We start from the raw sequence: 25,991 nt of genomic DNA, 5'->3' as shown, positions 1-25,991 counted from the left end.
CACCAAGTTAAGCGCGCGAGGTCTGCTCCCGGATCAGCGTGTAGAGCAGCGCGCTGACGAGCATCAGCGCGCCGTCGATGTAGACCGCGTTCGTCCAGCTGCCGTAGTGGTCGAAGAGGGTGCCGCTGAGCGCCGGGCTGACCACCGCGCCGATCTCCCCGACCAGGTTGAACAGCCCGAAGGCCGCGCCGCGTTCGGCCGCGTCCACCACATCGTTCAGCAGCGCGTGCGCCATCGGCTGGAGCGCGTTGAAGAACAGGCTGGAGACGAAGAGCAGCACGGACATCACCCAGAGGGAGGGCTTCTCATGGGTCTGTAGATACGCGGCGAACACCAGCACCAGCACCCCCTGGACCACGGTGAACGCGATCAGCAGCGGCCGCCGCCCCCACCCCCGGGCCTTCGCCCGGTCCGAGAGCATGCCCCCGGCCGGGAAGCCGAGGATGCCCGCGCCCGCGTTGAAGGTGGCCACCAGCGCGGCGTTCTGGAAGGAGCTGTGGGCGGCGTCCGCGACGATCGACACCGACCAGAAGCTGAAGAACCACAGATTCCACATGACCGCGATGAAGGCGAAGCTCAGCAGCAGCACATTGCGGTTCCGCGAGACCGCGCCCAGCCGGCCGCTGCGCCGGGCGAAGATCGCCCCGATGAGCACGAACGCCAGCACGCACTCGAGGATCGCCACGCCCCAGCTCGGCATCCCGGCCCCGTCGGCGATCAGATAGACCGCCATGACCGCGGCGCACAGCACCGCCGAGATCCCCAGCAGCCGCAGCGTGGAGCCGGTGGCCTTGAGCGGCCCGCCGATGCGGCGCATATAGACCGCCGTGGCCCAGCCGAACGCGAGCGTCGCGGCACCCAGCACCAGGAACGGCATCCGCCAGGCGTCCTCCTCGCCGAACACCTCCCCGCCCCAGTCGATCAGGTACGGCGCGCTGATGGTCGCGATCGTCAGCCCGATGGACAGTCCGGTGATGGCGACGCCCATGCCGAGACCGGCCTTGGCGGGCGGGGTGCGCTGGGCGATCAGCGAGCGGTCGTTGGAGTAGAAGACGCCCTCGCCGAGCCCGGTCAGCACGCGCAGCACCACGAAGGCGATCAGCCCGCTCATCAGGCCGCTGGCCAGCGTCGCGACCCCCGCCCACAGCAGCGAGACCGCGAGCATGGTGCGGTGCCCGAAGCGGTCGCCGAGATAGCCGCCGGGGAACTGGGTGAGCATGTAGCCCGCGAAGAAGAGGCTGCCGATCAGACCGCCGAGCGCGTGCGGATGGCCGGCGGAGCCCAGCATGCCGTGGTCGTGTTCGATCAGCCAGGTGACGACCGGGCCGGTGATGGTGCGGTCGGCGTAACTGAAGAGCCAGCCGCCCAGCAGCATGGCCCACAGGGTGTGATACGGCTGCCAGCCGCCGCGGGGCGCCTCCCGGCCCTGCGCGGTGGGCTCTGCGGTCACTTCGGGCATGTCTCCATGTCCCCCTTCGGGCCTGGGTGTTCAGGCTCGGCGGCTCGGTTGGTGCCACACAGAATGTGGCCGGGCATCGGGCGCGGCAAGGTGCGTTCGCGGGTCTTTCATCGACCGGAAGCCTCCGCTACGGGGTCTTGTCCCAGGGCGGCGGCGAGGGTACGGGAGATGCCGTGCGCGGCGACCCGTACGGCCGGGATCAGCCCCGGGGCCCGCCCCTCGGCGGCCGGCACCACCACCGAGAGCGAGGCCACCACCTCCCCGCCCGGTCCGCGCACCGGGGCGGCGATGGAAAGACCGTCCATGGTGATCTGCCGGTCGCTGACCGCGATCCCGGTCCGCCGCACCTCGGCCAGTGCGGCCCGCAGCCGGTGCGGGTCCTGGATCGTCAGCTCGGTGTAGCGGCGCAGCGGGCGGGCGCACACCCGCTCGTACAGCCGTGGCGGCCCGTACGCGAGCAGCACAAGACCGACGCCGGTCGCGTGCAGCGGCCAGCGGCTGCCGACCCGGGTGCGCACCTGGACCGCCGAGTGTCCCGAGATCAGCTCGACATAGACCACCTCCAGGCCGTCCCGCACGGCGAGCTGGACGTTCTCGTGGGTGGCCTCGTACAGGTCCTCCATGAACGGCAGGGCCGCCTCGCGCACCCCGACCCCGCGCGGGGAGAGCGTCGCCACCTCCCACAGCCGCAGCCCGATGTGGTACGCCCCGGTGGCGTCGCGCTCCAGGGCGCCCCAGCGGGTGAGCGAGGCGACCAGCCGGTGCGCGGTGGCCAGCGGGAGCCCGGCGCGCCGGGCGAGGGAGGTGAGGGACAGCGAGCGGTGCGAGGCGTCGAACGCGTCGAGGACCGCCAGCACCCGGCCCGCGACCGAGCGGCCGCCGTCCTCCCGGCCGCCGGTGGCGCGGGTGCCCGGTGGGCTGATGGGGGTGAGGGGGCCGGAGGCGGTCATGACAGCGGGAGGCCGACGTAGTTCTCGGCGAGTTCGGCGGAGGCGGTGGGGGATGAGGCGATCCGCTCCAGCCGCGCGATCCGCTCCCGGTCCTCGAACGGGGTCTCGTCCGGGCGCCGGTGGAGCGTGTCCGTCATGAAGTACGAGAACCGCTCGGCCTGCCACACCCGGCGCAGACAGGTCCGCGAATAGCCGTCCAGCAGCTCGGGCGAACCGGTCTCCTGGTGGTGGATCAGCGCCCTGGCCAGCGTGATCACATCGGTGACGGCCAGATTGAGCCCCTTGGCGCCGGTGGGCGGCACGATGTGCGCCGCGTCGCCCGCCAGGAAGAGCCGGCCGTGGCGCATCGGCTCCTGGACGAAGCTGCGCATCGGGGTGACGGAGGTGGCGGTGATCGGGCCGCGCTCCAGCGTCCGGTCCCCGTCGAGCGCGAAGCGGGCCGACAGCTCGTCCCAGATCCGCTCATGGGACCAGTCGTCCGGGTCGGTGCCGTTGGGCACCTGGAGGTAGAGCCGGGAGACATGGGGGGAGCGCATGCTGTGCAGGGCGAAGCCGCGCCGATGGCGGGCGTAGATCAGCTCCTCGCAGGACGGCGCCACATCGGCCAGCACTCCGAGCCAGGAATAGGGGTAGGCGTGCTCGAAGGCGCGCACCCGGTCGGCGGGGATCGTGCGCCGGGCGATGCCGTGGAAGCCGTCGCAGCCCGCCACGTAGTCGCAGCTCAGGGTCTGTTCGCGGCCCTCGTGGCGGAAGCGGATGACGGGCGCGGCGGAGTCCGGCTTCTCGATGGCCAGTGCCTCGGCCTCGAACAGCAGCGGGGGACCGCCCGGCTCCTCCAGCTGGAGCGCGATCAGATCCTTGACGATCTCGGTCTGGGCGTAGACCATCACCGACTTGCCGCCCGTGGCGGAGGGGAAGTCCACGCGGTGGCCGCGGCCCTCGAAGCGCAGCTCGATGCCCTGGTGCGGCAGCCCCTCGCGGTCCAGCCGCCCGCCGGCGCCGCACTCCCGCAGCACGTCCACGGTGCCCTGCTCCAGGATCCCGGCCCGCTGGCGCCGCTCGACGTACGCCCGGTCCCGGCTCTCCAGCACCACGCAGTCGATCCCGGCGCGGTGCAGCAGCCGGGCGAGCAGCAGCCCGGCGGGCCCGCCGCCGATGATGCCGACGGTCGTGCGCATCACATCGTCCCCTCGGTGTGGTGGTCCAAGTCGCTGGTGTGGTGATCCATGCGGCCCGCTACGCCTTCGCCACTTGTTCGCTGAGTGAAACTTCGTTCATAATCGGCTGGTGATGAGTTTCAGCCCGGTGCCACCACCTGTCAATGGCCCCGTCGGGCCTCTCGAGCGCGGCCTCGCCGTGCTGCGCGAGCTGACCCGGCTGGCCGCGCACGAGGGGCGGACGACGGTCCGGCCCGGCGATCTCGTACGCGGCACGGGCCTCGCCCGGTCCGTGGTCGACCGCGTCGTGGGCACGCTCGAACAGCTCGGTTACGTCACGCTCGACGGCCGCGACATCGGCCTGGCCGTCCGCCTGATGGAGCTGGGCAACGCCTATCTGGCCGCGAGCGGACTGCCCGCCGCGCTCGGCCCGTTCGCCGAGCGGCTCGCGGACGGGCTCGACGAGTCGGTCTCGGTCGCCGTCCCCGACGGCGGCGGGGTGCGCTTCGTCGTCCAGGTCACCCGCCGCCGCACCATGTCCCTCGCCTTCCGGATCGGCGATCTGCTCCCCGCCGAGCGCTGCTCGCCCGGTGCGCTCTTCGCCGCCGAGTGGTCCGGGGCCGACTGGGCCGCCTGGCGCGCCCGCCGCGCCGAAGACCCCCTGAACACCGCGTTCCCGGCCGTCCCGCCCCGCCATCGGCCCGCCTTCGGCGAGGACTTCGAGGCCCGCGTCAAGGAGGCCGCCCGCGACGGCTGGGCCGTCGACGACCAGCTGATCGAACCGGGCCTGGTGGCGGTGTCCGTTCCGGTGCGGGACGCCTCGGGCCGTATCGTCTGCGCGGTCAACGTGGTCAGCCACACCAGCCGCCATGACGTGGACTCGCTGCGGGCGGCGGTGCTGGGGCCGTTGGGGGCGGAACTCCCGGCGATGGAGGCGGCTTTGACGGCCCGACGGCCCAGGCCGGCTGCTTGGGGCGCTTCGGGTGTCTCGGGTGTCTCGGGTGTTTCGGTTGCTTCGGTTGCTCCGGCTGCTCCGGCTGCCGGGGATTCCGGTACGGCCGTGGGCGAGGACCCCGCGCGGATGGCCAAGCGGGAGCTGGGAGCGGGGTTTCTCCAGTCCCTCGCGCGCGGACTGGCCGTGCTGCGGGCCCTGGGCGGGGGCATGGCGCCCGGCCTCGTCGGCGCGGGGCCGGGCGGCGGCCGGGGCGGGGGGATGACGCTCAGCGCCGTCGCGGAGGCCACCGGGCTGGCCCGGGCCACCGCCCGGCGCTCGCTGCTCACCCTGGTCGAGCTGGGATACGCGGAGGCCGACGGCCGCGCCTTCCGGCCGCTGCCGCGCGTGCTGGAGCTCGGCTACGCCCCCCTCGCGGAGCTCGGCTTCACCGACATCGCCCAGCCGCACATGCGCGAACTGGTCCGCACCGTCCATGAGTCGGCGTCCCTGGCCGTACTCGACGGCGGCGACATCCGCTACATCGCGCGCGTCCCCACCGTCCGCATCATGAGCGTCAACATCACCATCGGCACCCGCTTCCCCGCCTACGCGACCTCCATGGGCCGGGTGCTGCTCGCGGGCCTGGACGCCGACGCCCGCGCCGCCCACCTCGCCGGGGTGCGGCCGGAGCCGCTGACCCGGCACACCGTGACCGACGTGGCCGAGCTGGCGCGCGTCGTGGAGCGCGCGGCGGAGGAGGGGCACGCCCTGGTCGACCAGGAGCTGGAGGAGGGGCTGCGGTCGCTCGCCGTGCCCGTGAGGGACGCGCGCCGACGCGTGGTGGCCGCGCTCAACGTGGCCACCCACGCCGGCCGCGGCAGCGCCGAGAGCGCCCGCGGCGAGCTCCTCCCGGCGCTGCGCGCCACCGCGGCGCGTATCGAGGCCGATCTGGCCACGGCCTCCGCGCATCACGCCCTGGGGGCGGGTGAGAGAGTGGGGGCATGAGAGCGGCGAACACCCCGGGGGCGGGGCGCACCGGCCATGTCGTGGTCATCGGCGGCGGAATCGCGGGCCTCGCGGCGGCCCACCGGCTGCTGGACGGCGGGGCGCGGGTGACGGTCCTGGAGGCGTCGGGGCGGCTCGGCGGCAAGCTGCGCTCGGGCGAGATCGAGGGCGTACCGGTGGACCTGGGCGCCGAGTCGATGCTCGCCCGCCGCCCGGAGGCGGTCGAGCTGGCGCGCGCCGTGGGCCTCGGCGACCGGCTTCAGCCGCCCGCGACGGCGACCGCCTCGCTCTGGACGCGCGGCGGGCTGCGCCCGATGCCCAAGGGGCATGTGATGGGCGTCCCCGGCGATCTGGAGCCGCTGGCCGCGTCCGGGGTGATCTCGGAGGAGGGGCTGGCCCGGATCGCCCGCGACCGCGAGCTGCCGCCCACGCCGGTCGGCGAGGACGTGGCGCTCGGCGGGTATCTGGCGGAGCGGCTCGGCCGCGAGGTCGTGGACCGGCTGGTGGAACCGCTGCTGGGCGGGGTGTACGCGGGCGATGTGTACCGCACCTCGATGCGCGCGTCGGTCCCCACCCTGTTCGAGGTGGCCCAGTCGGGCCGCCCGCTGACCGAGGGTGTCCGGGAGCTGGCCGAGCGCTCGGCGCGACGGCAGGACGGCCCGGTGTTCATGGGCATCGACGGCGGGATCGGGCGGCTGCCGCTCGCGGTCGCCGACGCCGTACGGGCCGCGGGCGGCGAGATCCGCACCGGGGCGCCCGTACGGGAGCTGCGGCGCACCGCAGACGGCTGGACCGTCACGGTGGACGACGCGGGCGGTACGGGCGGCACGGGGGCCGTGGACGGCACGGGTGGTACGGGCGGCGGGTACGGCACGGGTGGTACGGGCGGCCCGCCGGTGGTGTCGGCGGACGCCGTGGTGCTGGCGGTCCCCGCGCCCGCCGCCGCCCGGCTGCTGGCCGCCGCGGCCCCGGCCGCCTCCGCCGAGCTGGCCACCGTCGACTACGCCTCGATGGCGCTGGTCACCATGGCCTTCCGACGCACCGATATGGCCTCGCTCGCCGAGGGCAGCGGCTTCCTGGTGCCGCCGGTCGACGGCCGGACGATCAAGGCGGCGACGTTCTCCAGCCGTAAGTGGGGCTGGCTGCGCGACGCCGGTCCCGAGCTCTTCGTGCTGCGTACCTCGATCGGGCGGTTTGACGACGAGGTGGATCTGAAGCGGGACGACGCCGATCTGGTAAGGATGTCGCTCACCGATCTCGGCGAGGCCGTCGGCCTGGCGGCGAAGCCCGTCGCGAGCCGGGTGGACCGCTGGGACGGCGGACTGCCCCAGTACCCGGTGGGCCATCTCGACCGGGTCGCCCGCATCCGCGCCGAGGCCGCCAAGGTGCCCGGGCTGGCGGTGTGCGGCGCCCTCTACGACGGGGTCGGCATCCCGGCGTGCGTCGGCAGCGCCCGTAAGGCGGCCGATGAGCTGCTGGGCTCCCTGACGGCCACCCTGGAGCCGGGCGCCGGAGCCGGAGAGCGAGAATAGGGCCATGACTGCTGCACCTGAGAAGACTCCCAACGCCGGTAAGAAGGCCAAGGACCTCAACGAGGTCATCCGCTACACCCTGTGGTCGGTGTTCCGGCTGCGCGATGTGCTGCCGGAGGACCGCACCGGCTACGCCGACGAGGTCGAGGAGCTCTTCTCCCAGCTCGCCGCCAAGGACGTCACCGTGCGCGGCACCTACGACGTGTCCGGGCTGCGCGCCGACGCGGACGTCATGATCTGGTGGCACTCGGAGACCTCCGACGCCCTCCAGGAGGCGTACAACCTCTTCCGCCGCACCCGGCTCGGGCGGCACCTTGAGCCGGTGTGGTCCAACATGGCGCTGCACCGCCCGGCCGAGTTCAACAAGTCCCACATCCCGGCGTTCCTCGCGGACGAGAACGCGCGCGAGTACGTCAGCGTGTACCCGTTCGTGCGCTCCTACGACTGGTACCTGCTGCCCGACGAGGACCGCCGCAAGATGCTCGCGGACCACGGCAAGATGGCCCGCGGCTACCCCGATGTGCGCGCCAACACGGTGGCGTCCTTCTCGCTCGGCGACTACGAGTGGATCCTGGCCTTCGAGGCGGACGAACTGCACCGCATCGTCGACCTGATGCGCCACCTGCGCGGCTCCGAGGCGCGCCGGCACGTGCGCGAGGAGGTGCCGTTCTACACCGGGCGCCGCAAGGCGCTCTCCGAGCTCGTCGCCGGTCTGGCCTGACGCCCTTACGGGTTGTCCGGTGGGTGTCTCCCCTCCCCGCCCCTTCCCACAGCATCGATATGCGGCTCCGCCGCGTGGCAGGGGCTCCGCCCCAGACCCCGGTGGTGGACGAGTCGACCGTCGTCGCGATCAGTGCAGCGGACGCCCGCGCACATCGGGGCCGTCCGGTCGGGGTGCGGGGCGGAGCTCCGGTTTCGCTTCGCCCCCAGACCCCGTGGGTGGACGAGTCGGCGAGCCCCCGTGGGCCGATGAGTCGGCCGTTGCCGCGAGCAGCTCAGTGGATGACGGCGCACGTCCGGGCCGCCCGCCCGGGGTCTGGGGCGGAGCCCCCCCACGCGGCGGAGCCGCATATCGTCAGGTGTCGGGAAGGGGCGGGGAGGGGAAAGCCGCCCGCGGGCGTCACTCACGCTCACCTACGGCGTGCCCGGGATCGCCGCAGGCTGCTTGCCCGACTCGGGCAGCGGGGCCGGTTCCGGCAGAGGCGTGGGCTCCGGGCGCGGGGCGCAGAAGGCGGACCGGCCCGGGGTCTTCCCGGTCAGCAGATAGGTGTCCACATGGCGGTTGACGCAGTCGTTCGGACCGCCCCACAGCCCGTGCGTCCCCGCCTTCCGCTCGGTCACCAGCGAGGAGCCGGGCAGTCGGTGCCACAGCTCCTTCGCCCCCGCGTACGGCGTGGCCGCGTCCCGCTCCGCTGACAGCAGCAGCACCGGCGGCACCGTGACCCGGCCCGTCCTCCGGGGGCCCACGGCCTCCAGGTTCCCCACGTCGAGGGGGCGGCCGGGCTTCAGCGGCCAGAAGGCGCACGGCAGGTTCATCGCCACGTTGTCCCAGGTCTCGAAGGGCGCGCGGCGGGCGAGGGCGGTGTTGTCGCGGTCCCAGGTGGCCCAGGCGCGCGGCCAGGGCGCGTCGTTGCACTCCACGGCGGTGTAGACGGCGTTGCCGTTCTCGTCGTCGGCCGCCTCCGCCGGATCGGGCGCCGCGAGCTCGATCAGCGGCTCGGGGTCGCCGCGCAGATACGCGGCCAGCGCCCGGGCGGCCGGGTCCCAGTAGGCGTCGTTGTAGCCGGTCCTCAGGAACGCGCTCTGGAGCTGGGCGGTGCCGACGACCCCGCGCGCCGGCTTACGCGCCAGCCGCCGCCGTGCCCTGTCGTACGAGGCGAGCACCCGGTCCGCGGTGGCGCCCAGGTGGTAGACGGTGTGGTGCCGGGCGACCCAGCGGCGCCAGTCCCGCCAGCGCCGCTCGAAGGCCAGCGACTGGTCGAGGTTGTCGCGGTACCAGATCCACCGGGGGGCGGGGTTGACCACGCTGTCGAAGACCATCCGGCGCACCCGCCCCGGGAAGAGCGTGGCGTACATGGCCCCGTAGTACGTGCCGTACGAGGCGCCCACGAAGGTGAGCCGCCGCTGGCCCAGCGCGGCGCGCAACACCTCAAGGTCACGGGCGTTGTTCAGCGTGGTGTAGTGCGCGAGCGCGCGGCCCGAGCGGCGCACACAGCCCCGGGCGTAGGCGCGCGCCCGCGCCACCAGCCGCCGTTTGAAGGCGGCCGTGGGGTGCGGCGGGGAGCTGGTCGGCGCCTTGGCGTAGGCCGACGGCCGCTGGCAGGACAGCGGGGCGGAGCGGCCCACACCCCGTGGGGCGTAGCCGACGAAGTCGTAGGCGGTGGCCACCCGGCGGAAGGCGTCCTCGGCCGCGTACTCGGGGAACGCCATGCTGGAGGCGCCCGGTCCGCCGGGGTTGTAGACCAGCGCGCCCTGACGCCGCGCCTTCGGGCCGGTGGCCCGGATCCGGCTGACGGTGAGGGAGATGTGCTTGCCGCGGGGACGGGCGTAGTCGAGCGGTACGGAGACCTTTCCGCAGGTGATGGGGGCGGCCAGCGCCTCGGCTCGGGGGCAGCGGTGGAAGGCGACACCGCGCTGCGCCGCGCGCCGGGCGGCGAACGCCACGCCGCGGGTCGCGGCCGCGCCGCCGTACGGGGCGGCGGCCGGGGCGACCGAGGCGGGTGGGGCGGACCAGGTGGTCCAGGCGGGCGCGGCGGTGGCGACGGGCGCGGTGGAGGCGGCGGGGGCCGAACGGGTCGCGGAGGACGCGCCCGCCGTACCGGCCGGGGCCGTGGCGGACCTGGTGGACGCGGTGGGCGTCGCGGGATTCGTGGCGGCAGCGGGGGCGGTGGCCGCGGCGAGCGGGCGGCCGGTGGCGGGCGTCGCGAGCAGGGCGCTCATGGCCAGCGACAGGGACAGCGGCCCGAGGATGCCGTACAGCGCTGCTGCTCTCACTGGCCATCCCTTCGTGCATCGCGCGATGAAAGGGATATTTGGCGCGCTGGATGACCATGTAAAGCACCGGGCCGCGGTGTCGGGGTCAATGACCCCAATGCGTCTTCAGAGCCGCGCGCAGCGCCGGGTCGGGGAGGGCGGCGGTGCCGTGCACGGCGAGCGCGGTGAGCAGGTCGCCGTCGTCGTCACCGCCGTCCGCGTCGCCGCCGGAGCGCTGGGCAAGGGTCCGCCGCGGGGGCACGTCGATCCGGCCCAGCAGCCGCTGCCCGACGGGGGAGGCCCACCGCGAGTACGGATGCGCCTCGACCCGGGCGATCAGCAGACAGCTCGCCGTGAGCAGCAGCGGCAGCACGAACCACGCGGCCACCTGACCGCGCCCGTCCGCGGGCGGCACCAGCAGCAGCGCGGCGGCCGCCGTCGCCAGCACCAGCACGCAGGCCGCCCGCACATGCCGCACCGCGACCGCCACATTCGTACGGGCCGAGGCGGGCACCGCGAGCCCCGCCACCACCAGCCGGTCGCCCAGCGCCCGCACCGGGGCGGCGGTGGCGAGCGCGACCCGCACCGGTCGCACCGGTGCCTGGCCCTCCGGCCCTATCGCGCCGATCACGGCCCGCTCCAGCTCGTCCCGCCCGTCCGGATCCACCACGGTGACCCAGCCGGTGTGCGCGAGCAGCAGCCGCCGCTCCCGATACATCGTGACGAGCGCCAGATCCCCCACCCGCCGCGGCCCGCCGGACAGGAACGCCGCCTCGTACAGGCTCAGCCCCTTCCTGTCCGCTCCCGGATCGGGCTCCATCGGCTGAGCGGCGGCCACCGCCGCCAGGCACAGCCGCGTGCAACTGACGACCGCGGCGCCCCACGCGACGAGCAGGAAGAGGACCCACAACATGGCCGAGTTCTACTCGACTCGGCCACCGCCGCGCCACAGTTTTCACGATATGAACGACTCGCGAGAATGCGGCGCGCGCCGGGCAGGCCCGCGGCGGGGTGTCGGGCGGTTTGGGACGCCTGCGGCGGGCTGCTCCCCTCCCCGCCCCTCCCCGAAACTGGGGCTCCGCCCCAGACCCCGGACCGGGGCTCCGCCCCAGACTCCGGCCGGGGGCCCGCTCCAGGCCCTGGAGCGGGGCTCCGCTCCAGACCCCGACCGGGGGTTGGCTCCAGGCCCCGGACCGGGGGCCTGTCTCAGGCCCCCGCCTCAGGCTCCTGGGCCAAGGGTCCGCTCCAGGCCCCTGGACCTGGGCTCCGCTCCAGACCCCGACCGGGGTTGGCTCCAGGCCCCGGAATGGGGCCTGTCTCAGGCCCCCGCCTCAGGCTCCTGGGCCAAGGGTCCGCTCCAGGCCCCTGGACCTGGGCTCCGCTCCAGACCCCGACCGGGGTTGGCTCCAGGCCCCGGAACGGGGCCCGTCTCAGGCCCCCGCCTCAGGCCCCCGCCTCAGGCCCCTGGGCCAAGGGTCCGCTCCAAGCCCTGGACCGAGGGTCCGCTCCAGGCTCCGGAGCGGGGCTCGCCCCAGACCCCGGCCGGGACTCCGCTCCAGGCCCTGGGGCCCGGCGGCTTGACCCGCCGCTGCTCGGCTCGGTCGGGCCGCGGTCGGCTGCCCGGACTCGGCGGGCCTCACCGGCGCCGGCGGTGCCCACCGGTGCCCTCTGGTGTCCGGCGGTCCCCCCGGTGCCCGGCCCCCCGCTGTCCGGCGGTGTCCACCGGCGCCCACCGGATGTCCACCGCTGCCCACAGGATGTCCGGCGGTCCCCCCGGTGCCCGGCGGTGCCCCGCTGCCCACAGGATGTCCGGCGATGCCCCCCGGTGCCCACTCGTGCCCGACGGTGCCCCCGCTGTCCGGCGATGCCCCCCGGTGCCCACCGCTGCCCACCCGTGCCCGGCGGCCGCGCTGGGCCTTCCGGCCGCCGCTGGGCCTTCCGGCCGCCGCTGGGCCTTCCGGCCGCCGCTGGGCCTTCCGGCCGCGGCGCGGCCTTTCGTCGTGGCGGCTCAGCCGCCGCCTCCGCAGCCGCCGCCCCCGCCGCCGCCTCCGCAGCCGCCGCCCCCGCCACCACCTCCGCAGCCGCCGCCCCCGCCGCAACCCGAACCGCCGCCGCCTCCGCCGCAGGACGAGCCGCCGCATGAGGAGCCTCCGCAGCCGGAGCCGCCGCCGTCTCCGCCTCCACCTCCGCACCACGCTCCGCCGCCGGAGTCCGAGGACCCCGAGGATCCCGACGAACCTGCGGTGGCGGGCACCTTTTGCGCGTCCAGCAGTTGGGCCCGCAGCAGTGGATCGTCCGCCAGGGCGGCCGCACCGGTCAGGGCGACGACGACCGCCACGGGGACCACCGCCGGTTGGCCGACGGACCGGGCGCGCCGTATGCCGACCCCGGACTCCCTCCGGTACGTCGCCAGCGCCCGCTGCCCGGCGGCGGTCAGTCGACGCTTGCCCGCACCGGCACAGATCCCGCCCACGAGGAAGCCGGCGAACAGCGCGGGGGCGATCTTGAGGATCAGCGGAAGTTCGTCGCTGTCCGTGATGTTGATGGCCATCGCGATGCCCAGGAACGTGCCCGCGAAGCAGAGCCCGACCTGGAGCCGTGCCAGCCGGTGCCAGAACCGGAGGGCGTCCGGCCGCACCATCAGCCCGCGCCCCGCCAGCTGGTCGCCGATCGCCTGCACCACCGGACTGCGCATCAGCTCCCGGCGCAGCCACTTCAGGCCGCCGTGCGGGGAGATGGCGCACAGCCGCAGCAGCTCCTCCTCGACCGGACCGTGGGCGATCGGCTGCCGTACCGAGACCACGCCCGGGCCGCCGATCGCCAGCCGCCCGTCCGCGTACATCGCGCTGATCACGGTGTCCGCCACCCGCCCCGGCCCGCCCGCCAGGAACGCGGCCTCCAGCAGGTCGTGCGTCTGGGCGTACACCGGCCCGGAGACCTCCCTGCGCCGGGCCCGGACCGTTCCGGAGATGAGCACCGCCGACGACACGGCGACCACCAGGTAGATCAGGGTCACGATCGTGCTCACGGCGCTCACCGCCCCCCGCTCAGCGCGAGCCGGACCCGGCGGGCCAGCCGTGCCGCCGGGTGGGACGGCAGGGGCGCGGGGCCGGACCGCTCCTGCCACCACAGCGTCAGCCGGCGCCGGGCGGCCGCGTCGTCGGGCCGGCCGTCCGCCAGCAGATGCTCGGCGAACGACATCGCGTCGCGGCGGTAGCCGCCGGCCATCGGGCGGCCGTCGGCGTACCGCGCGAACGCCGAGCGGTAGCCGGTGCCCAGGATCTCGGGCAGCTCCGGCGCCACCTTGGCGACGACGGACGCCCGCTTGGCGGTCAGCGCCGCGCTCTGCACCCGCAGCCGCCGCCGGTCGAAGCCCTCGGGCGGCGGGGTGTCGCCGACCAGCGCGGACAGCAGCGCGGCTTGGGCGAGCGCCAGCCGTTCCCGGACGGCGTCCGGCACGGGCGCGTCGGGCGCGCCGGACGCGCTCACCGAAGCCTCGGAGGCACCGGCTCCGGCACCGGCTCCGGCCCCGGCTCCGGCCCCGCTCCCGGTCCCGGCCCCCGCCGCCGTCACCGCGCGGATCGCGTCCAGCTCGCCCGCGAGCTCCTCGGCCGCCGGAAAGTCCTCGTCGCGCTCCAGCAGCACCCCGGGCGGCGTCGTACGGGCGCACAGCTCGGCGAGCACGTCCAGCACCGGCTGGGTCACCGGATGGGCGTGGCTGTCGTGCCACACCCCGTCCCGCTCCACCCCGCCCGCCACATGGACGTAGGCGATCGCCGACGTGGGCAGCTCGTCCAGCGCCTTGGCCGGGTCCTCGCCCCGGTTGACGTGGTTGGTGTGCAGGTTGGCCACGTCGATGAGCAGCCGCACCCCCGTGCGCTCCACGAGCTCGGCCAGGAACTGGCCCTCGGTCATCTCCTCGCCGGGCCAGGAGATCAGCGCCGCGATGTTCTCCACCGCGAGCGGCACCGGCAGCGCGTCCTGTGCGATGCGCACGTTCTCACACAGCACGTCCAGCGCGTCACGGGTCCGCGGCACCGGCAGCAGATGCCCGGCCTCCATGGCCGGTGACGCGGTCAGCGGCCCCCCGGCCCTGACGAACGCGATGTGCTCGGTGACCAGCGGCGAGCCCAGCGCCTCGGCCCGTTCGGCCAGCGCCCGGAGGCGGCCGGGGTCGGGCCGCTCGGCTCCCCCGAGGCCGAGCGACACTCCATGCGGGACCACCGTGGTCCCGCGCTCGCGCAGCCGCCGGAGCGCGTCCGGCACATGGTCGGGGCAGATGTTCTCCGCCACCACCTCCACCCAGTCGATGCCGGGCAGCCGCGCGATGTCGTCGGCGATCTCCGGTCGCCAGCCGATTCCGGTACCGAGGCGCACCATGGCTCCCCCTCCTCGTTCCGTACCGCGTCCCCCGCGGTGTGTTCTCGCGTGCCGGGGTGATGACCCCATACGCCGGGGTGATGACCCCATACAGGGAGGACGAATCCCCCGGCCGCATGGTTCAGAGGTTCATTTGAGCTTCGGGGTGTCACGGAGGGGATGTCCCCGGGGCACGGAGGGATGCCCCCGTGTCACGGAGGGGATGCCCCCCGGACATGCGCCGGACCGTCGGCCGGTGTCCGGCCCGGGCGGTGTCAGGCCCGGGTGGTGCGAAAGGTCACCGGGTGGGTGGAGTCCCTGAATATGGTCACTGTTACAAAAATTTAGGGCCCTGTGGCGACAGACGTTCAGAGGGGAAAATAGGATCGGTCTGTCTGGGGGGATGGAAGATCACACCTTTGTGCCGCGCCCGCGCGCGGAGCGAGCGTGGGGGAAACACGTGCTGGGCAGCAGCGACAACGCCATGGGGAAGCACCGCAAGCACCGCCGTAAGCCGTCCTCGAGGAGCCGGGGGATGCGGCTGCGCCGCTGGGCGGCCGCGCGGATCCGGCTGGACTACCCCAGGGCGGGGCGGCGCGGTGTGACGCGATGGCTGCCGTCGTGGCGTCAGATCGCCCTGTTCTTCCTGTTCTCCCTCGGCAGTCTGACCGGTCTGCTGAGCTTTCTGTACCTTCAGACCGACATCCCCAAGAACCTCAACGACTTCGCCACCCAGCAGGACAACGTCTACTACTGGGCCGACGGCACCGAGATGGCCCGCACCGGCCCGGTCAACCGGCAGGAAGTGCCGCTGGACAAGGTGCCGGAAGACGTCCAGTGGGCGGTCCTCGCCGCCGAGAACGCGAGTTTCTACACCGACAGCGGAGTGTCCCCGAGCGGGCTGACGCGTGCCGTGACGCGGATGGTGACGGGCGGTGAGACACAGGGCGGTTCCACCATCACCCAGCAGTATGTGAAGAACGCCTATCTGAATCAGCGCCAGACCTTCTCCCGCAAGCTCACCGAGATGTTCATGGCCATCAAGCTGGACGACCGGATGAGCAAGCGGGAGATCCTCCAGCGCTATCTGAACACCAGCTGGTTCGGGCGCGGCAGTTACGGCATTCAGCGGGCGGCGTACGCGTACTACGGCAAGGACGTCTCGGAACTCGACGCGAGCGAGGGCGCGTTGCTCGCCTCGCTGCTCAAGGGTGCCGGAACCTTCGATCCGACGCTCAGCGCCAAGAACCACAAGCGGGCCGTCGACCGCTGGAAGTGGGTGCTGGACCGGATGGTCGACATCGGAAAGCTCTCCAAGTCCGAGCGGGCGCGCTATACGACATTCCCCGAGCCCAAGGCGCAGCCCAAGCCGGTGGGGCTCACCGGTCAGGTCGGTTATCTGGTGGAGACGGCGAAGGCGTATGTCAGCTCCCACACCGACATATCCGACGCCGATTTCGACCTGGGCGGCTATCAGATCCACACCACCTTCGAGAAGCCGAAGGTCCAGGCGCTCGCCAAGGCGGTCAAGGAGACCCGGGACAACCTCGACCCCGAGCGGCGCCCCGAGGACCGCCATGTGCGCATAGGCGCCGCGTCCGTGGCCCCGGGAGGCGCCATACGCGCGCTGTACGGCGGCCCCGGCTATCTGGAGCAGGGATTCAACGACGCGAACGCCTCCACCGTCCCGGCCGGCACCTCCTTCACCCCCTTCGTCTACGCCGCGGCGCTGCGCGACGGCGTCCTGCTGGAGCGCAACGGCACGCGGACGCCCGTGACGCCCTCGACGCTCTACGACGGCGACAACAAGATCGCGGTGCATACGCCCGAGGGCCCGTACTGGGACCGCGGCGGCAAGATCGTGCGGGCCACCAATGACGACGACGCCTCCTATGGGCAGGTCTCGCTGCGCCAGGCGATCGTGCGGTCCATCAACACCCCGATGATCCAGCTGGGCATGGACGTCGGCCTGGACCGGGTCCGGCAGGCCTCCATCGACGCGGGGCTGCTGCCCAGCAGCTTCGGCGCGCGGGTGCCCGCGTTCTCGCTGGGCACCGCGACGCCCAGCTCCATCCGTATGGCCAGCGCCTACGGGACGTTCGCCGCCGAGGGCACCCACCACGCGCCGTACTCGGTGAGCGGGCTCACCCACGGCGGGCAGAAGCTCGAACTGCGCAAGGACCACGCCAAGCGGGCCTTCAGCAGGGCGGTCGCGGCGCAGGTGGACGACGCGCTGCGCGGCGCGGTCCAGAGCCCGGACGGTTCGGCGCGCGAGGCCGCCGTGGGCGGTGGCGAGGTGGCCGGTAAGGGCGGCACGGCGCAGGACGGCACCTCCGCCTGGTTCGTCGGCTACACCAAGAAGCTCTCGACGGCGGTCTCGCTGTCCCGGGTGGACCCGAAGTCGCAGGAGCTGATGCCGCTCAAGGGAATGGGCGGGGGAGGCGCCGGCGCCTCGGGCGACACCTACCCCATGGACATCTGGAAGAGCTATATGGCGGACGGGGCGGCGCAATGAGCCGCACCGGCGGAAGGGGCCCCGCAACGGGACCGCTTACTTGCTCTTGGTGTACGTGGACCAGTCCGGCGATTCCGCCGGGTCCAGCATCCGCAGCTTCGCCAGGACCTTCGGGTCCTGGGCGTCCAGCCAGTCGGCGAGCTGCTTGAACGACACGCACCGCACTCCGTCGCGGCGGCAGACACTCCGCATCACGTCCTCGATGGCCTGCATATAGATGCCGCCGTTCCAGGTCTCGAAGTGATTGCCGATGAACAGCGGTGCCCGGCTGCCGTTGTAGACCCGCTCGAACCCGTTCAGATATCCCTGACGGGTCAACCGCTCCCACTCCGCGTATTTCGCCGGATCGCCCTCGGTGCTGTCACCGGACTGGTTGAAGAGGAAGTTGAAGTCCATCGAGAGGACCTGCTTCTCGCTCTCCGGGTACGGCACCAGCTGAAGCGGGAAGTTCCATATTCCATCGATCTTGGACGGCCAGAGCTGGAAGTCGCCCGGGGAACTGGCGTCATAGCGCCAGCCGAGGGATTTGATCGCCGGAATCAGCGTCTTCTGGCCCTCCAGGCACGGCGCGCGCCCGCCGACCAGCTCCACGTCGTAGTCGAACGGGAGCGGTTTGATGTCGGTGAAGCCGGTGTTCGTCTTCCACCGCTTCACAAACGAATACGCCTGCTCCGTTTCGCTCTTCCACTCCTGGGTGGACCAGTCCTGCCCGCCCTTGGCGCCGCAGAAATGGCCGTTGAAGTGGGAGCCGATCTCATTGCCGTCCAGCCAGGCCCCGCGCAGCTGCTCCAGGGTCTCCCTGATGTGCTCGTCGGTGGGGAAGGATATGGCGGCCGAGCCCGGCTTGTGCTGGGGCGGCCGGTAGAGGTCGCTCTTCGACTTGGGCAGCAGATACATGCCGCTCAGGAAGAACGTCATGGTGGCGTTGGTCTCCTTGGCCACCTCGCGGAAGCGGGAGAAGAGATGGTCGTCGTTCTCCAGCCCGCCGTCCCAGGAAAAGACCACGAACTGCGGCGGCTTCTCGCCCGGTTTGAGCTTCTCGGGCTTGAGCTGGTGCGGCTGCGGTCCGGTGTAGGACGTGGAACCGTCCCCGAGCACCTTGGTCTTGCCGTCCCAATGGGCGTACTTGTCTTCCTTCTTGGGCTCCCTGGGGACCCGGTCCGACTTGGGGGACGCCGCGGCCGCGGGGAGGTCCCCGTCCTGCGCGCTCCCCGCGTCCCCCGGCGAGGTCAGGGCTATCAACAGCGCCACCACGACGGCCACGGCCGTCAGCGCGCCTATGGGCGCGGCCACGCCATAGGCGTTCCTGGCGTTTAAAGCCTTCAACGCTTGCACGATCTTCAGTGCCTTCACGGGTCCCGCCCCCTGGCAACAGTACAGATGTACGTCCCCCTCAGTATCACAGAAGTATCACGTGCTCTTCACATCGGGCACCTCACCAACCGGTCAGAAGCAGGTGGTTGAGGAGCAGTGAGAGACAGGACTGGACCAGGAGCCATCGGCGGCGGTCATGGGCGGGCAGCAGTGCGGTGGTCGGCAGCAGCCAGACGAGGAACGGAAGCCAGATCCGCTCCGTCTCGGCCTTGCTCATCCCGGACAGATCGGCCACGACGAGCGCGAGCAGCGCGGCGAAGGTCAGCACGACGAGCCCGTCCGGGGCGCCAGGACCGCCCGGACGGTCCAGCCCGCCAGGGCCACCGGGGCCGCCAGGGCCGCTAGGGCGCAGCCGCCGGGCGGCGTCGGGCACCGCCGACAGCATCCGCCGCGCGCCCGCGACACAGGCGGGACCGGCGACCACCGACGCGACGGCCAGATTGGCCCAGACCCAGTATGCGTACGGGCGATCGGAGGCCACGCCCTGGTAGTAGCGCTCGACCAGCAGGGAGTACCCCTCCCACCACCGGAACCCGGCCAGCGTGAACGCCCCGGCCACCACCGCCACCCCGGTCAGAACGAAGGGCAGCGGCCGCGCGGTACGGGCCAGCAGCAGTATGGCGACGGCGGGCAGCGCCAGCAGCGTCAGCCCGTACGAGAGATACGCCGTCAGCCCCAGCAGCAGCCCGGAACCCAGCGCGACCGCCCCGGGCGCCCGGACCGTACGCGTCGCCGCGAGCGCCAGCAGTGCGAGCCCCCAGGCCGCGACGGCCGCGAAGTAGCCGTCGGCCGAGGCGCCCACCCATACCGCCCCGGGCGCCAGGACCAGGAACGGGGCGGCCGTGCGCGCCGCCCGCTCCTGCCCCAGGGCGCGCAGCGTGACCAGGACCGCGACCGCCGCAGAGCCGCCCACGGTGACGCAGAAGGCCCCCGCCCAGCCGCCGCCGCCCAGGCCCAGCCGGTCCAGGCCCACGAAGGTGAGCACGGCGCCCGGCGGATGGCCCGCGATATGGGCGGGCCAGTGGTCGGGCTGGGTGAGCAGGATATGGCCGGTGAAGCCGCGCAGGGCCGCGCCGATGTCCTGGAACCGGTCGATGCCGCGCAGATACTCGTGGCGCGCCGTCAGCCGCTCCGCCACCCCGCGCCGCCATCCGTCGACCAGCGCCAGCGACCAGATCCAGGCCATGGCCGCCGCCCAGACGGCCCCCAGCAGTCCCCGCCACGGCAGCCGCGCCGCGAGCCGGTGGCCGTGGAGGACGACCGCCGCGGCGACGGCCAGGGCGAGGGGCGTACCGGGGCCCACATGGGGCAGCCAATCGGCGTACAGCGGCGCCCAGTCGACGTACAGGGAGTGATCGGCCCGCTGGATCAGGGTGCCGACGACGGCGGCGACGGCGAAGAGCAGGGCGGCGGCAGCGGCGGCGAGCACGTCCCGGCGACGGCCGGTCCGCGTGTCGTCCTGGGTGGGCCGGATGTCGACACCGTTGCGGAGAGGGAGCTTCACGACGTCACGCTACGTCGCCGAGCCCGCCGCCGGGCCGCCGCGCCGCGTGCTGTCACCGGACCGTCAGATCTTCCCGGTCAGGGCCCGTGACGTCACCGTTTTGTCATGGGCTCAAGACGCCTGGAGGCGGTGCGGCGGTCCTACGGTCATGCCATGAGCCACCCTCCCCGTACCGACCGTGAGCGCCGCGCCCGTGAGCGCCGAGCCCTGTGGCGCAGCCCGCTCCGCGGCCCCTGGCTGACGTCCGTCTTCGGCCTGGTCCTGCTCTTCGGCATCCCCGTGCTCTTCGTGACCGGACTGCTGTCGTACGCCGCCTACAACCCCGATCTGTCCCCGGTCAACGACAAGACACCGGACAAGGGGCTGCTGGGCTTCTACCTCTTCTCCTGGCCGACCGACCCCTCCTGGCTCTACCGCGTCACCCAAGGGGTGCACGTGACGCTCGGGGTCGTGCTCGTCCCCGTGCTGCTGGCCAAGCTGTGGTCGGTCATCCCCAAGCTGTTCGCCTGGCCGCCGGTGCGGTCCCTGGGGCACGCGCTGGAGCGGCTCTCGCTGCTCCTGCTGGTCGGCGGGGGGTTGTTCGAGTTCGCCACCGGCGTGCTCAACGTCCAGCTGGACTACATCTTCCCCGGCTCCTTCTACCCGCTGCACTTCTACGGGGCGTGGATCTTCATGGCCGCCCTCGTGGTCCATGTGGCGCTGCGGCTCCCGCTCATGGTGCGGACGCTGCGCAGCCGCGAGCTGCGGGCCGAGCTGCGCACCCGTACCTCCGACACCCGGCCGGAGCCGCCGGACGAGACCGGCCTGGTCAGCCGGCGGCCCGCCGCGCCGACCATGTCGCGGCGCGGCGCGCTCGCCATGGTCGGCACCGGCTCCTTCGCGCTGCTGGTGGTGACGGCCGGTCAGAGCATCGGCGGGCCGCTGCGCACGAGCGCGCTGCTCGCCCCGCACGGGCGTGAGCCGGGCCGGGGGCCGAACGGCTTCCAGATCAACAAGACCGTGGTGGCCGTCGGCATCCGCGCCCGCGACATCGGGCCCGACTGGCGGCTGGTGGTGCGGGGCGCGGCGGGCCACGAGACCGTCCTCACCCGGGAGCGGCTGCTGCGGCTCGAGCACCACGGCGCGGCGCTGCCCATCGCCTGCGTGGAGGGGTGGTCCACGGCCGACCAGCGGTGGGAGGGGGTGCGGCTGGCCGACCTCGCCGCGCTGGTGGGGCATGCCGACCGGCCGCCGAGGGTGCTGGTGGAGTCGGTGCAGCGGCACGGCTCCTTCCGCAGCGTGGTGCTGAGCGAGCACCAGGTCCGCGATCCGCGCTCGCTGCTGGCGCTGAGGGTCAACGGGGCGGATCTGTCGCCGGACCACGGCTATCCGGCGCGGGTGATCGTGCCCGGGGCTCCGGGTGTGCACAACACCAAGTGGGTCGGACGGCTGACGTTCGGGAGGACGGCGTGAGGTTTCCCGGACTTCGGGGGGACGGTGTGAGGTTTCTTGGGCGGAGCCGTGTCGGGCTGCGGCGGCTGGACGGGGAATCGCCGCTGCGGCTGGTGCTGTTGTTGTGCTCCTTCGCGCTGACCGGCTATGCCGGGGTGAGGCTGCTGAGCGGCGACTGGTTCGGGATCGTGCTGTGGTTCGCCGGGGCCGCCGTCCTCCATGACCTGGTGCTGCTGCCGCTGTACGCGCTCGCCGACCGCGCCGTGGCGGCCGTGTTCCCGGCCCCGGCCCGGTGGATCAACCATGTGCGGGTGCCCGCCTTTGTCTCCGGTGTGCTGCTGCTGGTGTGGTTTCCGCTGATCCTCGGCCGGCAGGAGCGCCGCTACGAGAACGCGACCGGGCTGAGCGCCGATGTCTTCTGGCCGCGCTGGCTGCTGATCACCGCCGCACTCTTCGGCGCCTCGGCCCTGTGGCTGGTGATCCGGGTGGCGATCCGGGGGTGGCGGCGTCGCCCGGGGGCTCGGGGCGGGGGCGCGGAGGCCGCGTCGACCGCTTCGGATGCCTCGGGCACCTCCGGCACCTCGGACGCCTCGGACGGGGAGCGGAAGCCGCCTACGGGGCCTGCCGGGCCTACGGGGCCTGCCGGGCCTGCCGGGCCTGCCGGGCCCGCAGGGCCCAGCCGGTCATGACCGCCGCGCCGGCGACCGCGTAGCCCAGCGTCCCGACCCACGCGCCGTCGTCCACCGCACGGGCCGTCACATACTGGGCGACTCCCGCGAGCGGCAGGCCGAGCCACTCCCAGCGCCCGTCGAGGGCCACCAGCGCCACCACCAGCAGCGCGTACCAGGGATAGCCGGGCGTCATCAGCAGGAACGCGGCCCCGGTCACCACCAGCGCGCCGCGCCAGGGCCGTTGGGGGTCGCCGCGCAGCAGCACCCGGGCCACGACCACGAGCAGGATGACGGCGATCACGGGGAGCGCCCAGGTCTCCGGGTCGGGGTGGAGCAGGCGCAGCAGCGCGTAGCGGTTCTTGTCGTCGGCGGCGGTGGAGCCCGTCTCGTAGCCCTCCTCGGCCACATAGCCGGTGAGATAGCCGAGGACGGAGGAGTGCGAGAGCAGGACGTACGGGAGGTAGCCGAGCGCGACGACGGCGGTGGCGGGCAGCACGATGGCCGCGGCGCGGCGGATCGGCCCGGTCGGCGGGGCGGGGCGTCCGGCGGGCCCGGGCCTCTTGAGTGCGGTGAGGGGCTTGGGGGCGGCCGTGGCGAGGAGGCCGGAGAGGGCGCCCGGCAGGGTCACGGCGGGCAGCAGTTTGGCCGCGGTCGCCGCGCCGAGCAGCGCACCGCCCAGGACGCGGCGGCGGGGGACGGCGACGAGGCCCGCGACGGTCAACAGCACGCCCAGCGCGTCGACATGGGCGTTGTTCACCGCCTCCACCGGCACGGCCGGGCACCAGGCCCAGAGCGCGGCGCGGGCGGTCGCGAGGCGCGGGTCGCGGCGGCGGCGCGCGGCGGCGAGCAGCACGGCGGTGGTGGCGACGGACAGCAGCGCGCCGCCGGTCTGGAGGGGGAGGAGGGTGGAACCTGACGGCGCCGAGCGGTGTACAAGCAAGAAATAGCCCTCAGCGGCGGGAGGATAGATCGTATGGACCGAGGGGCGGTTCAGGCGCGTGCACTGCGGCTCGGCGGAGGCGCTTGGCGGGTGATCGGGATCCGGGTCGGCGCGCGGGGCGGCGCCGGGCGTGGGACGTTCGGACGTGGAGTGGACGGGCGTAGGACGTTCTGGCGCGGGACGTTCGGGCGTGGGGCGGACGGGGGCGCGGTCGGGGCCATGGCAGGCGGAGCCCCGGGGGAAGAGCCAGCGGTCGCGCAGCGGGGCGAGCGCGGGGTCTTCGGGCGCGTGGTCATAGGGGGATATGCCCGCGGCCTGCACGCGCCCGTCCCAGGCGTAGCGGTAGGCGTCAGTGCTGGTGCGCGGGGGTGCGAGCAGCCCCGTGGCGGCGACCGCCGCGCTGCCCGCGAGTACGAACACCGCGGCCTGGCGGGCGCCCAGGCGGCGGACGGTCCAGGCGGCCGCGGCGAACAGCGCCCAGGCGATGGCGTACCAGCGGGACAGCGTGCCGGGCGCGGTGTGGAAGTCGTCCCCGCGGAAGGTGAGGGCGAGGACGGCGACCAGCGAGCCGAGCAGTGTGGCCAGAGCGAGCGGGGTGATCCAGCGGCGGGCGGTCCGCGCCCGCGCGGGCGGGGCGGTCCGCGCCCGCGCGGGCGAGGCAAGGCGCTCAGGTGGACGGGGTTCGTCCGCGCCGTCGGGCGGTGGTGCGGGGCGGTCGCGGGCAGGTGGCCGAGGGGTCGGGACGGAATGTGGCGGGGGCGCCTGACCGGGCACCCGGCCGGTCCACCGGGCGAGTCGCCCGGGCCGCGGCAGGCGGCGCGGCGATGCGGACACGGCTCAGCGCTCCGTGGCGGACCGGGGCAGGGGCGGTGTGCGGCGCAGCGATACGAAGCCTCGGTCCCGCGCGGTCCACTGCTCGACCGGGCTCCAGCCCGCCGCGTGTGCGTGACGCAGCAGCGCTTGGAGCCCGACGCGGGCCCAGGGGAAGGCCGTTCCCACGTCGCCCTGACCGTCGTCCACGCGCACCCGCACCCGCTCGTCCACATCCGCCGCGGCGGTCTCCACGATCAGCAGTCCGTCGGGGGCCATGAGTTGGGCGACGCGCGCCAGCAGGGCGCGCGGATCGCCGCCGATGCCGATATTGCCGTCGATCAGCAGCGCCGTGCCCCAGCGTCCCTCGCCGGGCAGCGGTTCGAAGACCGAGCGGCACAGCGCGGGCCCACCCGTGCGGACCGTACGGGCGACCGCCGCCTGGCTGACGTCGATGCCCAGACAGGGGCGGCCGTTCAGGGCCAGGGCGGCCACCAGCCGGCCGGGGCCGCAGCCGATGTCGAGTATCGGGCCCTGGCAGCGCCGCAGCACGGTTCGGTCGGCCGCGTCGGCGTCCGCGCACCAGCGTTCGACGTCCAGGGGCAGCATCCAGCCGTCGGCCCGGCGCAGGAACAGCGGCCCCCGGCCCGCGTGGAGCGCTCGGACATAGGGGTCGGCGTGCCAGGGTGCGGCCGCGCGACGAGCGGGCGTCCGCTCGCGCACCGCTCCGTCGTGCGCGGACCCGTCGTGTACGAATCCCTCGCGCACCGCTCCGTCGCGCACCGTCTCGGCCGTGCTCATCGGGCGGTGGCCCGGGACGACAGACGGGCGAGGGTCCGGGCGAACCGCCCGCCCGGGGCGTCGGACGCCACCAATACGGCGTCCTCGGCCGTGTCCACGTCGCGGAGCATCGGCAGGTCGCGCACCCGCAGCCCCGCGTCCGTCAGCCGACGCCGCTGGGCGGCACCGGTGGTGGCGGTGGACATCGGCACGCCCCGCAGCAGTTCGGGGTCCGGTTCGGCCAGGCCCAGGGCCCAGAAGCCACCGTCGGCGGCCGGGCCGAACCAGGCGTCGCAGTCGTGCCGGCTCCCCGGGCTGAGCGCGGGGGCGAGGAGCGCGGGGGTGACCTGCGGGGTGTCCATGCCGATCAGCAGGGTGGCGCCCCGGCAGGCGGCGAAGGCCGCGGCGAGCCGCTCGTCCAGACCGCCGTCGCACTGCCCCACCACCTCGAATCCCGGCGGCAACCACGGCCCGGGCCGGCCGTCGAGCACCAGCACCCGGCGACGGGCGGGCATGGCGAGCGCGGCGTGCAGTGTGTCGGCCAGGGACGCCTCGGCGAGTGCGGCGGCCTCGGCGGGGGTGTACGGGGGAGTGAGCCTGGTCTTCACCCGTCCGGGCACCGGCTCCTTGGCGATGATGAGCAGCGTCGTCCCGTCCCGGTGGGCCGTCCGGAAGCCGGTGTCCGTGCGGACGTCCGCACGGGCGACCGGCCGTCCGTCGGCGGTACCGGGGCCGGAGTCGAGGCGGTCCGGAGCCGAGGGGGCCTCCGCCGCATGGGCACCCTCGTGTGGCGCGGCGCTCACCGCGCGGCCCTCGTGGGGGTGGCCAGGACGCGGGCCTCCGGCGGCTGGCGCAGTACGGCGCGCATATCGCGCACCGCGTGCCAGGTGCCCCGCCAGGTGCCGGTGACCTTCGACTTCCCGGTGCGCGGCCGATACGGCACCTCGCGCTCCTCGACCCGCCATCCGGCGTCGGCGGCTCGCACGACCATCTGGAGCGGGTAGCCGCTGCGCCGGTCGGTGAGGCCGAGGGCGAGCAGCGGTTCGCGCCGGGCGGCCCGCAGCGGGCCCAGGTCGCCCAGCGTGAGGCCGGTGCGCCGCCGCAGCATGCGGGTCAGCGCGAGGTTGCCGAGCCGGGCGTGCACCGGCCAGGCCCCACGCTCCTGGGGGCGCCGCCGGCCCAGCACGAGGTCGGCGTCGCCCGCCGCCACGGTCCGCACGAAGGCGGCCAGCAGCCCGGGGTCGAGCGAGGCGTCGCAGTCGCAGAAGCACACGATGTCGGCCTCGGCGGCGAGAAGCCCGGTGTGGCAGGCGGCGCCGAAGCCACGGCGGGGTTCATGGACGACGGTGGCGCCGTGGGCGCGGGCGATCGTGGCCGAGCCGTCCGTGGAGCCGTTGTCGACGACGATGGCGCGCCAGCCGTCGGGGATGCGGGCCAGCACCCAGGGCAGGGCGGCGGCCTCGTCCAGACACGGCAGGACGACGTCCGCACAGGGGGTGGTCGAGTTCGTCACCCGCACCACACTACGAAGGAGAAAGCGACATTTCGGGCTTCAGGTTCTTACGAAACACGGACGTCGGCCGGGCGGTGGGCTCCC

The 25,991-nt window shown here is 73.8% G+C and carries 19 protein-coding genes; 6 read left to right on the top strand and 13 right to left on the bottom strand.

The annotated features are described in order from the left end of the window. Window positions 1-7: 7 nt before the first annotated feature. From KHP12_RS16370 to KHP12_RS16360, 3 genes are all read right to left on the bottom strand, one after another. Entirely contained in the window at window positions 8-1,459 is a 1,452-nt protein-coding gene (locus KHP12_RS16370; protein ID WP_086883862.1) for an MFS transporter, read from the bottom strand. 107 nt (window positions 1,460-1,566) lie between these two features. After that, window positions 1,567-2,409, bottom strand: coding sequence for an IclR family transcriptional regulator (locus KHP12_RS16365; protein ID WP_244203091.1), 843 nt, complete (start codon window positions 2,407-2,409; stop codon window positions 1,567-1,569). Further along, complete coding sequence (locus KHP12_RS16360) at window positions 2,406-3,587, bottom strand: 4-hydroxybenzoate 3-monooxygenase (protein ID WP_211833103.1); 1,182 nt, start codon at window positions 3,585-3,587, stop codon at window positions 2,406-2,408. The genes KHP12_RS16365 and KHP12_RS16360 overlap by 4 nt, the downstream gene beginning before the upstream one ends. A 112-nt stretch (window positions 3,588-3,699) precedes the next feature. On the opposite strand from KHP12_RS16360, the gene KHP12_RS16355 reads away from it, so the two are divergent. The 3 genes from KHP12_RS16355 to hemQ are packed head-to-tail and all read left to right on the top strand — an operon-like array spanning window position 3,700 to window position 7,758. Next, a complete protein-coding gene (locus KHP12_RS16355; protein WP_211834862.1) occupies window positions 3,700-5,505 on the top strand; it encodes an IclR family transcriptional regulator domain-containing protein in 1,806 nt (601 codons plus the stop codon). After that, window positions 5,502-7,037 (top strand): protoporphyrinogen oxidase, encoded by a 1,536-nt coding sequence (gene hemG, locus KHP12_RS16350; RefSeq protein ID WP_211833102.1) that lies wholly within the window; start codon window positions 5,502-5,504, stop codon window positions 7,035-7,037. Before KHP12_RS16355 ends, hemG begins: the two co-directional genes overlap by 4 nt. Before the next feature lie 4 nt (window positions 7,038-7,041). Continuing rightward, entirely contained in the window at window positions 7,042-7,758 is a 717-nt protein-coding gene (gene hemQ / locus KHP12_RS16345; protein ID WP_037958926.1) for a hydrogen peroxide-dependent heme synthase, read from the top strand. A gap of 413 nt (window positions 7,759-8,171) precedes the next feature. On the opposite strand, the gene KHP12_RS16340 is transcribed toward hemQ, so the two are convergent. The 4 genes from KHP12_RS16340 to KHP12_RS16325 all read right to left on the bottom strand — a co-directional run bounded on the left by KHP12_RS16340 (window position 8,172) and on the right by KHP12_RS16325 (window position 14,390). Further along, window positions 8,172-10,031 carry an alpha/beta hydrolase gene (locus tag KHP12_RS16340; RefSeq protein WP_211833101.1) on the bottom strand — a complete coding sequence of 620 codons (1,860 nt, stop codon included), beginning with the start codon at window positions 10,029-10,031 and terminating at the stop codon, window positions 8,172-8,174. Window positions 10,032-10,116: 85 nt separating this feature from the next. Continuing rightward, window positions 10,117-10,923, bottom strand: coding sequence for a TIGR04222 domain-containing membrane protein (locus tag KHP12_RS16335; RefSeq protein ID WP_210610023.1), 807 nt, complete (start codon window positions 10,921-10,923; stop codon window positions 10,117-10,119). Window positions 10,924-12,018: 1,095 nt separating this feature from the next. Then, window positions 12,019-13,038: a TIGR04222 domain-containing membrane protein gene (locus KHP12_RS52420; RefSeq protein ID WP_211833100.1), complete on the bottom strand. Its 1,020-nt coding sequence runs from the start codon at window positions 13,036-13,038 to the stop codon at window positions 12,019-12,021. 5 nt (window positions 13,039-13,043) lie between these two features. Continuing rightward, window positions 13,044-14,390 carry an MbnB/TglH/ChrH family RiPP precursor modification enzyme gene (locus KHP12_RS16325; RefSeq protein ID WP_211833099.1) on the bottom strand — a complete coding sequence of 449 codons (1,347 nt, stop codon included), beginning with the start codon at window positions 14,388-14,390 and terminating at the stop codon, window positions 13,044-13,046. A gap of 514 nt (window positions 14,391-14,904) precedes the next feature. Between KHP12_RS16325 and KHP12_RS16320 the strand changes: the two genes are divergently transcribed. After that, window positions 14,905-16,884, top strand: coding sequence for a transglycosylase domain-containing protein (locus KHP12_RS16320; protein WP_211834861.1), 1,980 nt, complete (start codon window positions 14,905-14,907; stop codon window positions 16,882-16,884). A 36-nt stretch (window positions 16,885-16,920) separates the two neighbouring features. On the opposite strand, the gene KHP12_RS16315 is transcribed toward KHP12_RS16320, so the two are convergent. Then, window positions 16,921-18,237 (bottom strand): polysaccharide deacetylase family protein, encoded by a 1,317-nt coding sequence (locus KHP12_RS16315; RefSeq protein WP_086881584.1) that lies wholly within the window; start codon window positions 18,235-18,237, stop codon window positions 16,921-16,923. A gap of 82 nt (window positions 18,238-18,319) precedes the next feature. After that, a complete protein-coding gene (locus KHP12_RS16310) occupies window positions 18,320-19,762 on the bottom strand; it encodes a hypothetical protein (protein WP_211833098.1) in 1,443 nt (480 codons plus the stop codon). A gap of 153 nt (window positions 19,763-19,915) precedes the next feature. Here KHP12_RS16310 and KHP12_RS16305 point away from each other — a divergent pair, with 153 nt between their 5' ends. Both KHP12_RS16305 and KHP12_RS53400 read left to right on the top strand, forming a co-directional pair. After that, a complete protein-coding gene (locus KHP12_RS16305) occupies window positions 19,916-21,214 on the top strand; it encodes a molybdopterin-dependent oxidoreductase (RefSeq protein WP_211833097.1) in 1,299 nt (432 codons plus the stop codon). 26 nt (window positions 21,215-21,240) lie between these two features. Continuing rightward, the gene (locus KHP12_RS53400; protein ID WP_372455199.1) at window positions 21,241-21,882 is read left to right on the top strand and encodes a hypothetical protein; all 642 of its coding nucleotides are present in this window, start codon (window positions 21,241-21,243) and stop codon (window positions 21,880-21,882) included. On the opposite strand, the gene KHP12_RS16295 is transcribed toward KHP12_RS53400, so the two are convergent. The 4 genes from KHP12_RS16295 to KHP12_RS16280 form a co-directional block, all read right to left on the bottom strand. Further along, window positions 21,824-23,638 (bottom strand): glycosyltransferase 87 family protein, encoded by a 1,815-nt coding sequence (locus KHP12_RS16295; RefSeq protein ID WP_372455198.1) that lies wholly within the window; start codon window positions 23,636-23,638, stop codon window positions 21,824-21,826. The two genes, KHP12_RS53400 and KHP12_RS16295, sit on opposite strands and share 59 nt — an antisense overlap. Before the next feature lie 3 nt (window positions 23,639-23,641). Further along, a complete protein-coding gene (locus KHP12_RS16290) occupies window positions 23,642-24,415 on the bottom strand; it encodes a methyltransferase domain-containing protein (protein ID WP_211833096.1) in 774 nt (257 codons plus the stop codon). Further along, a complete protein-coding gene (locus tag KHP12_RS16285; protein ID WP_037964618.1) occupies window positions 24,412-25,038 on the bottom strand; it encodes a TIGR04282 family arsenosugar biosynthesis glycosyltransferase in 627 nt (208 codons plus the stop codon). The genes KHP12_RS16290 and KHP12_RS16285 overlap by 4 nt, the downstream gene beginning before the upstream one ends. A 155-nt stretch (window positions 25,039-25,193) precedes the next feature. Further along, window positions 25,194-25,916 carry a glycosyltransferase family 2 protein gene (locus KHP12_RS16280; protein ID WP_086885687.1) on the bottom strand — a complete coding sequence of 241 codons (723 nt, stop codon included), beginning with the start codon at window positions 25,914-25,916 and terminating at the stop codon, window positions 25,194-25,196. Between the last annotated feature and the right edge of the window lie 75 nt (window positions 25,917-25,991).

Origin of the sequence: Streptomyces asiaticus, assembly GCF_018138715.1 — a bacterium.
Classification (GTDB): Bacteria; Actinomycetota; Actinomycetes; order Streptomycetales; family Streptomycetaceae; genus Streptomyces; species Streptomyces asiaticus.
The sequence above is the reverse complement of the archived record's forward strand: the minus strand, read 5'-3'. Positions and strand labels throughout refer to the sequence as shown.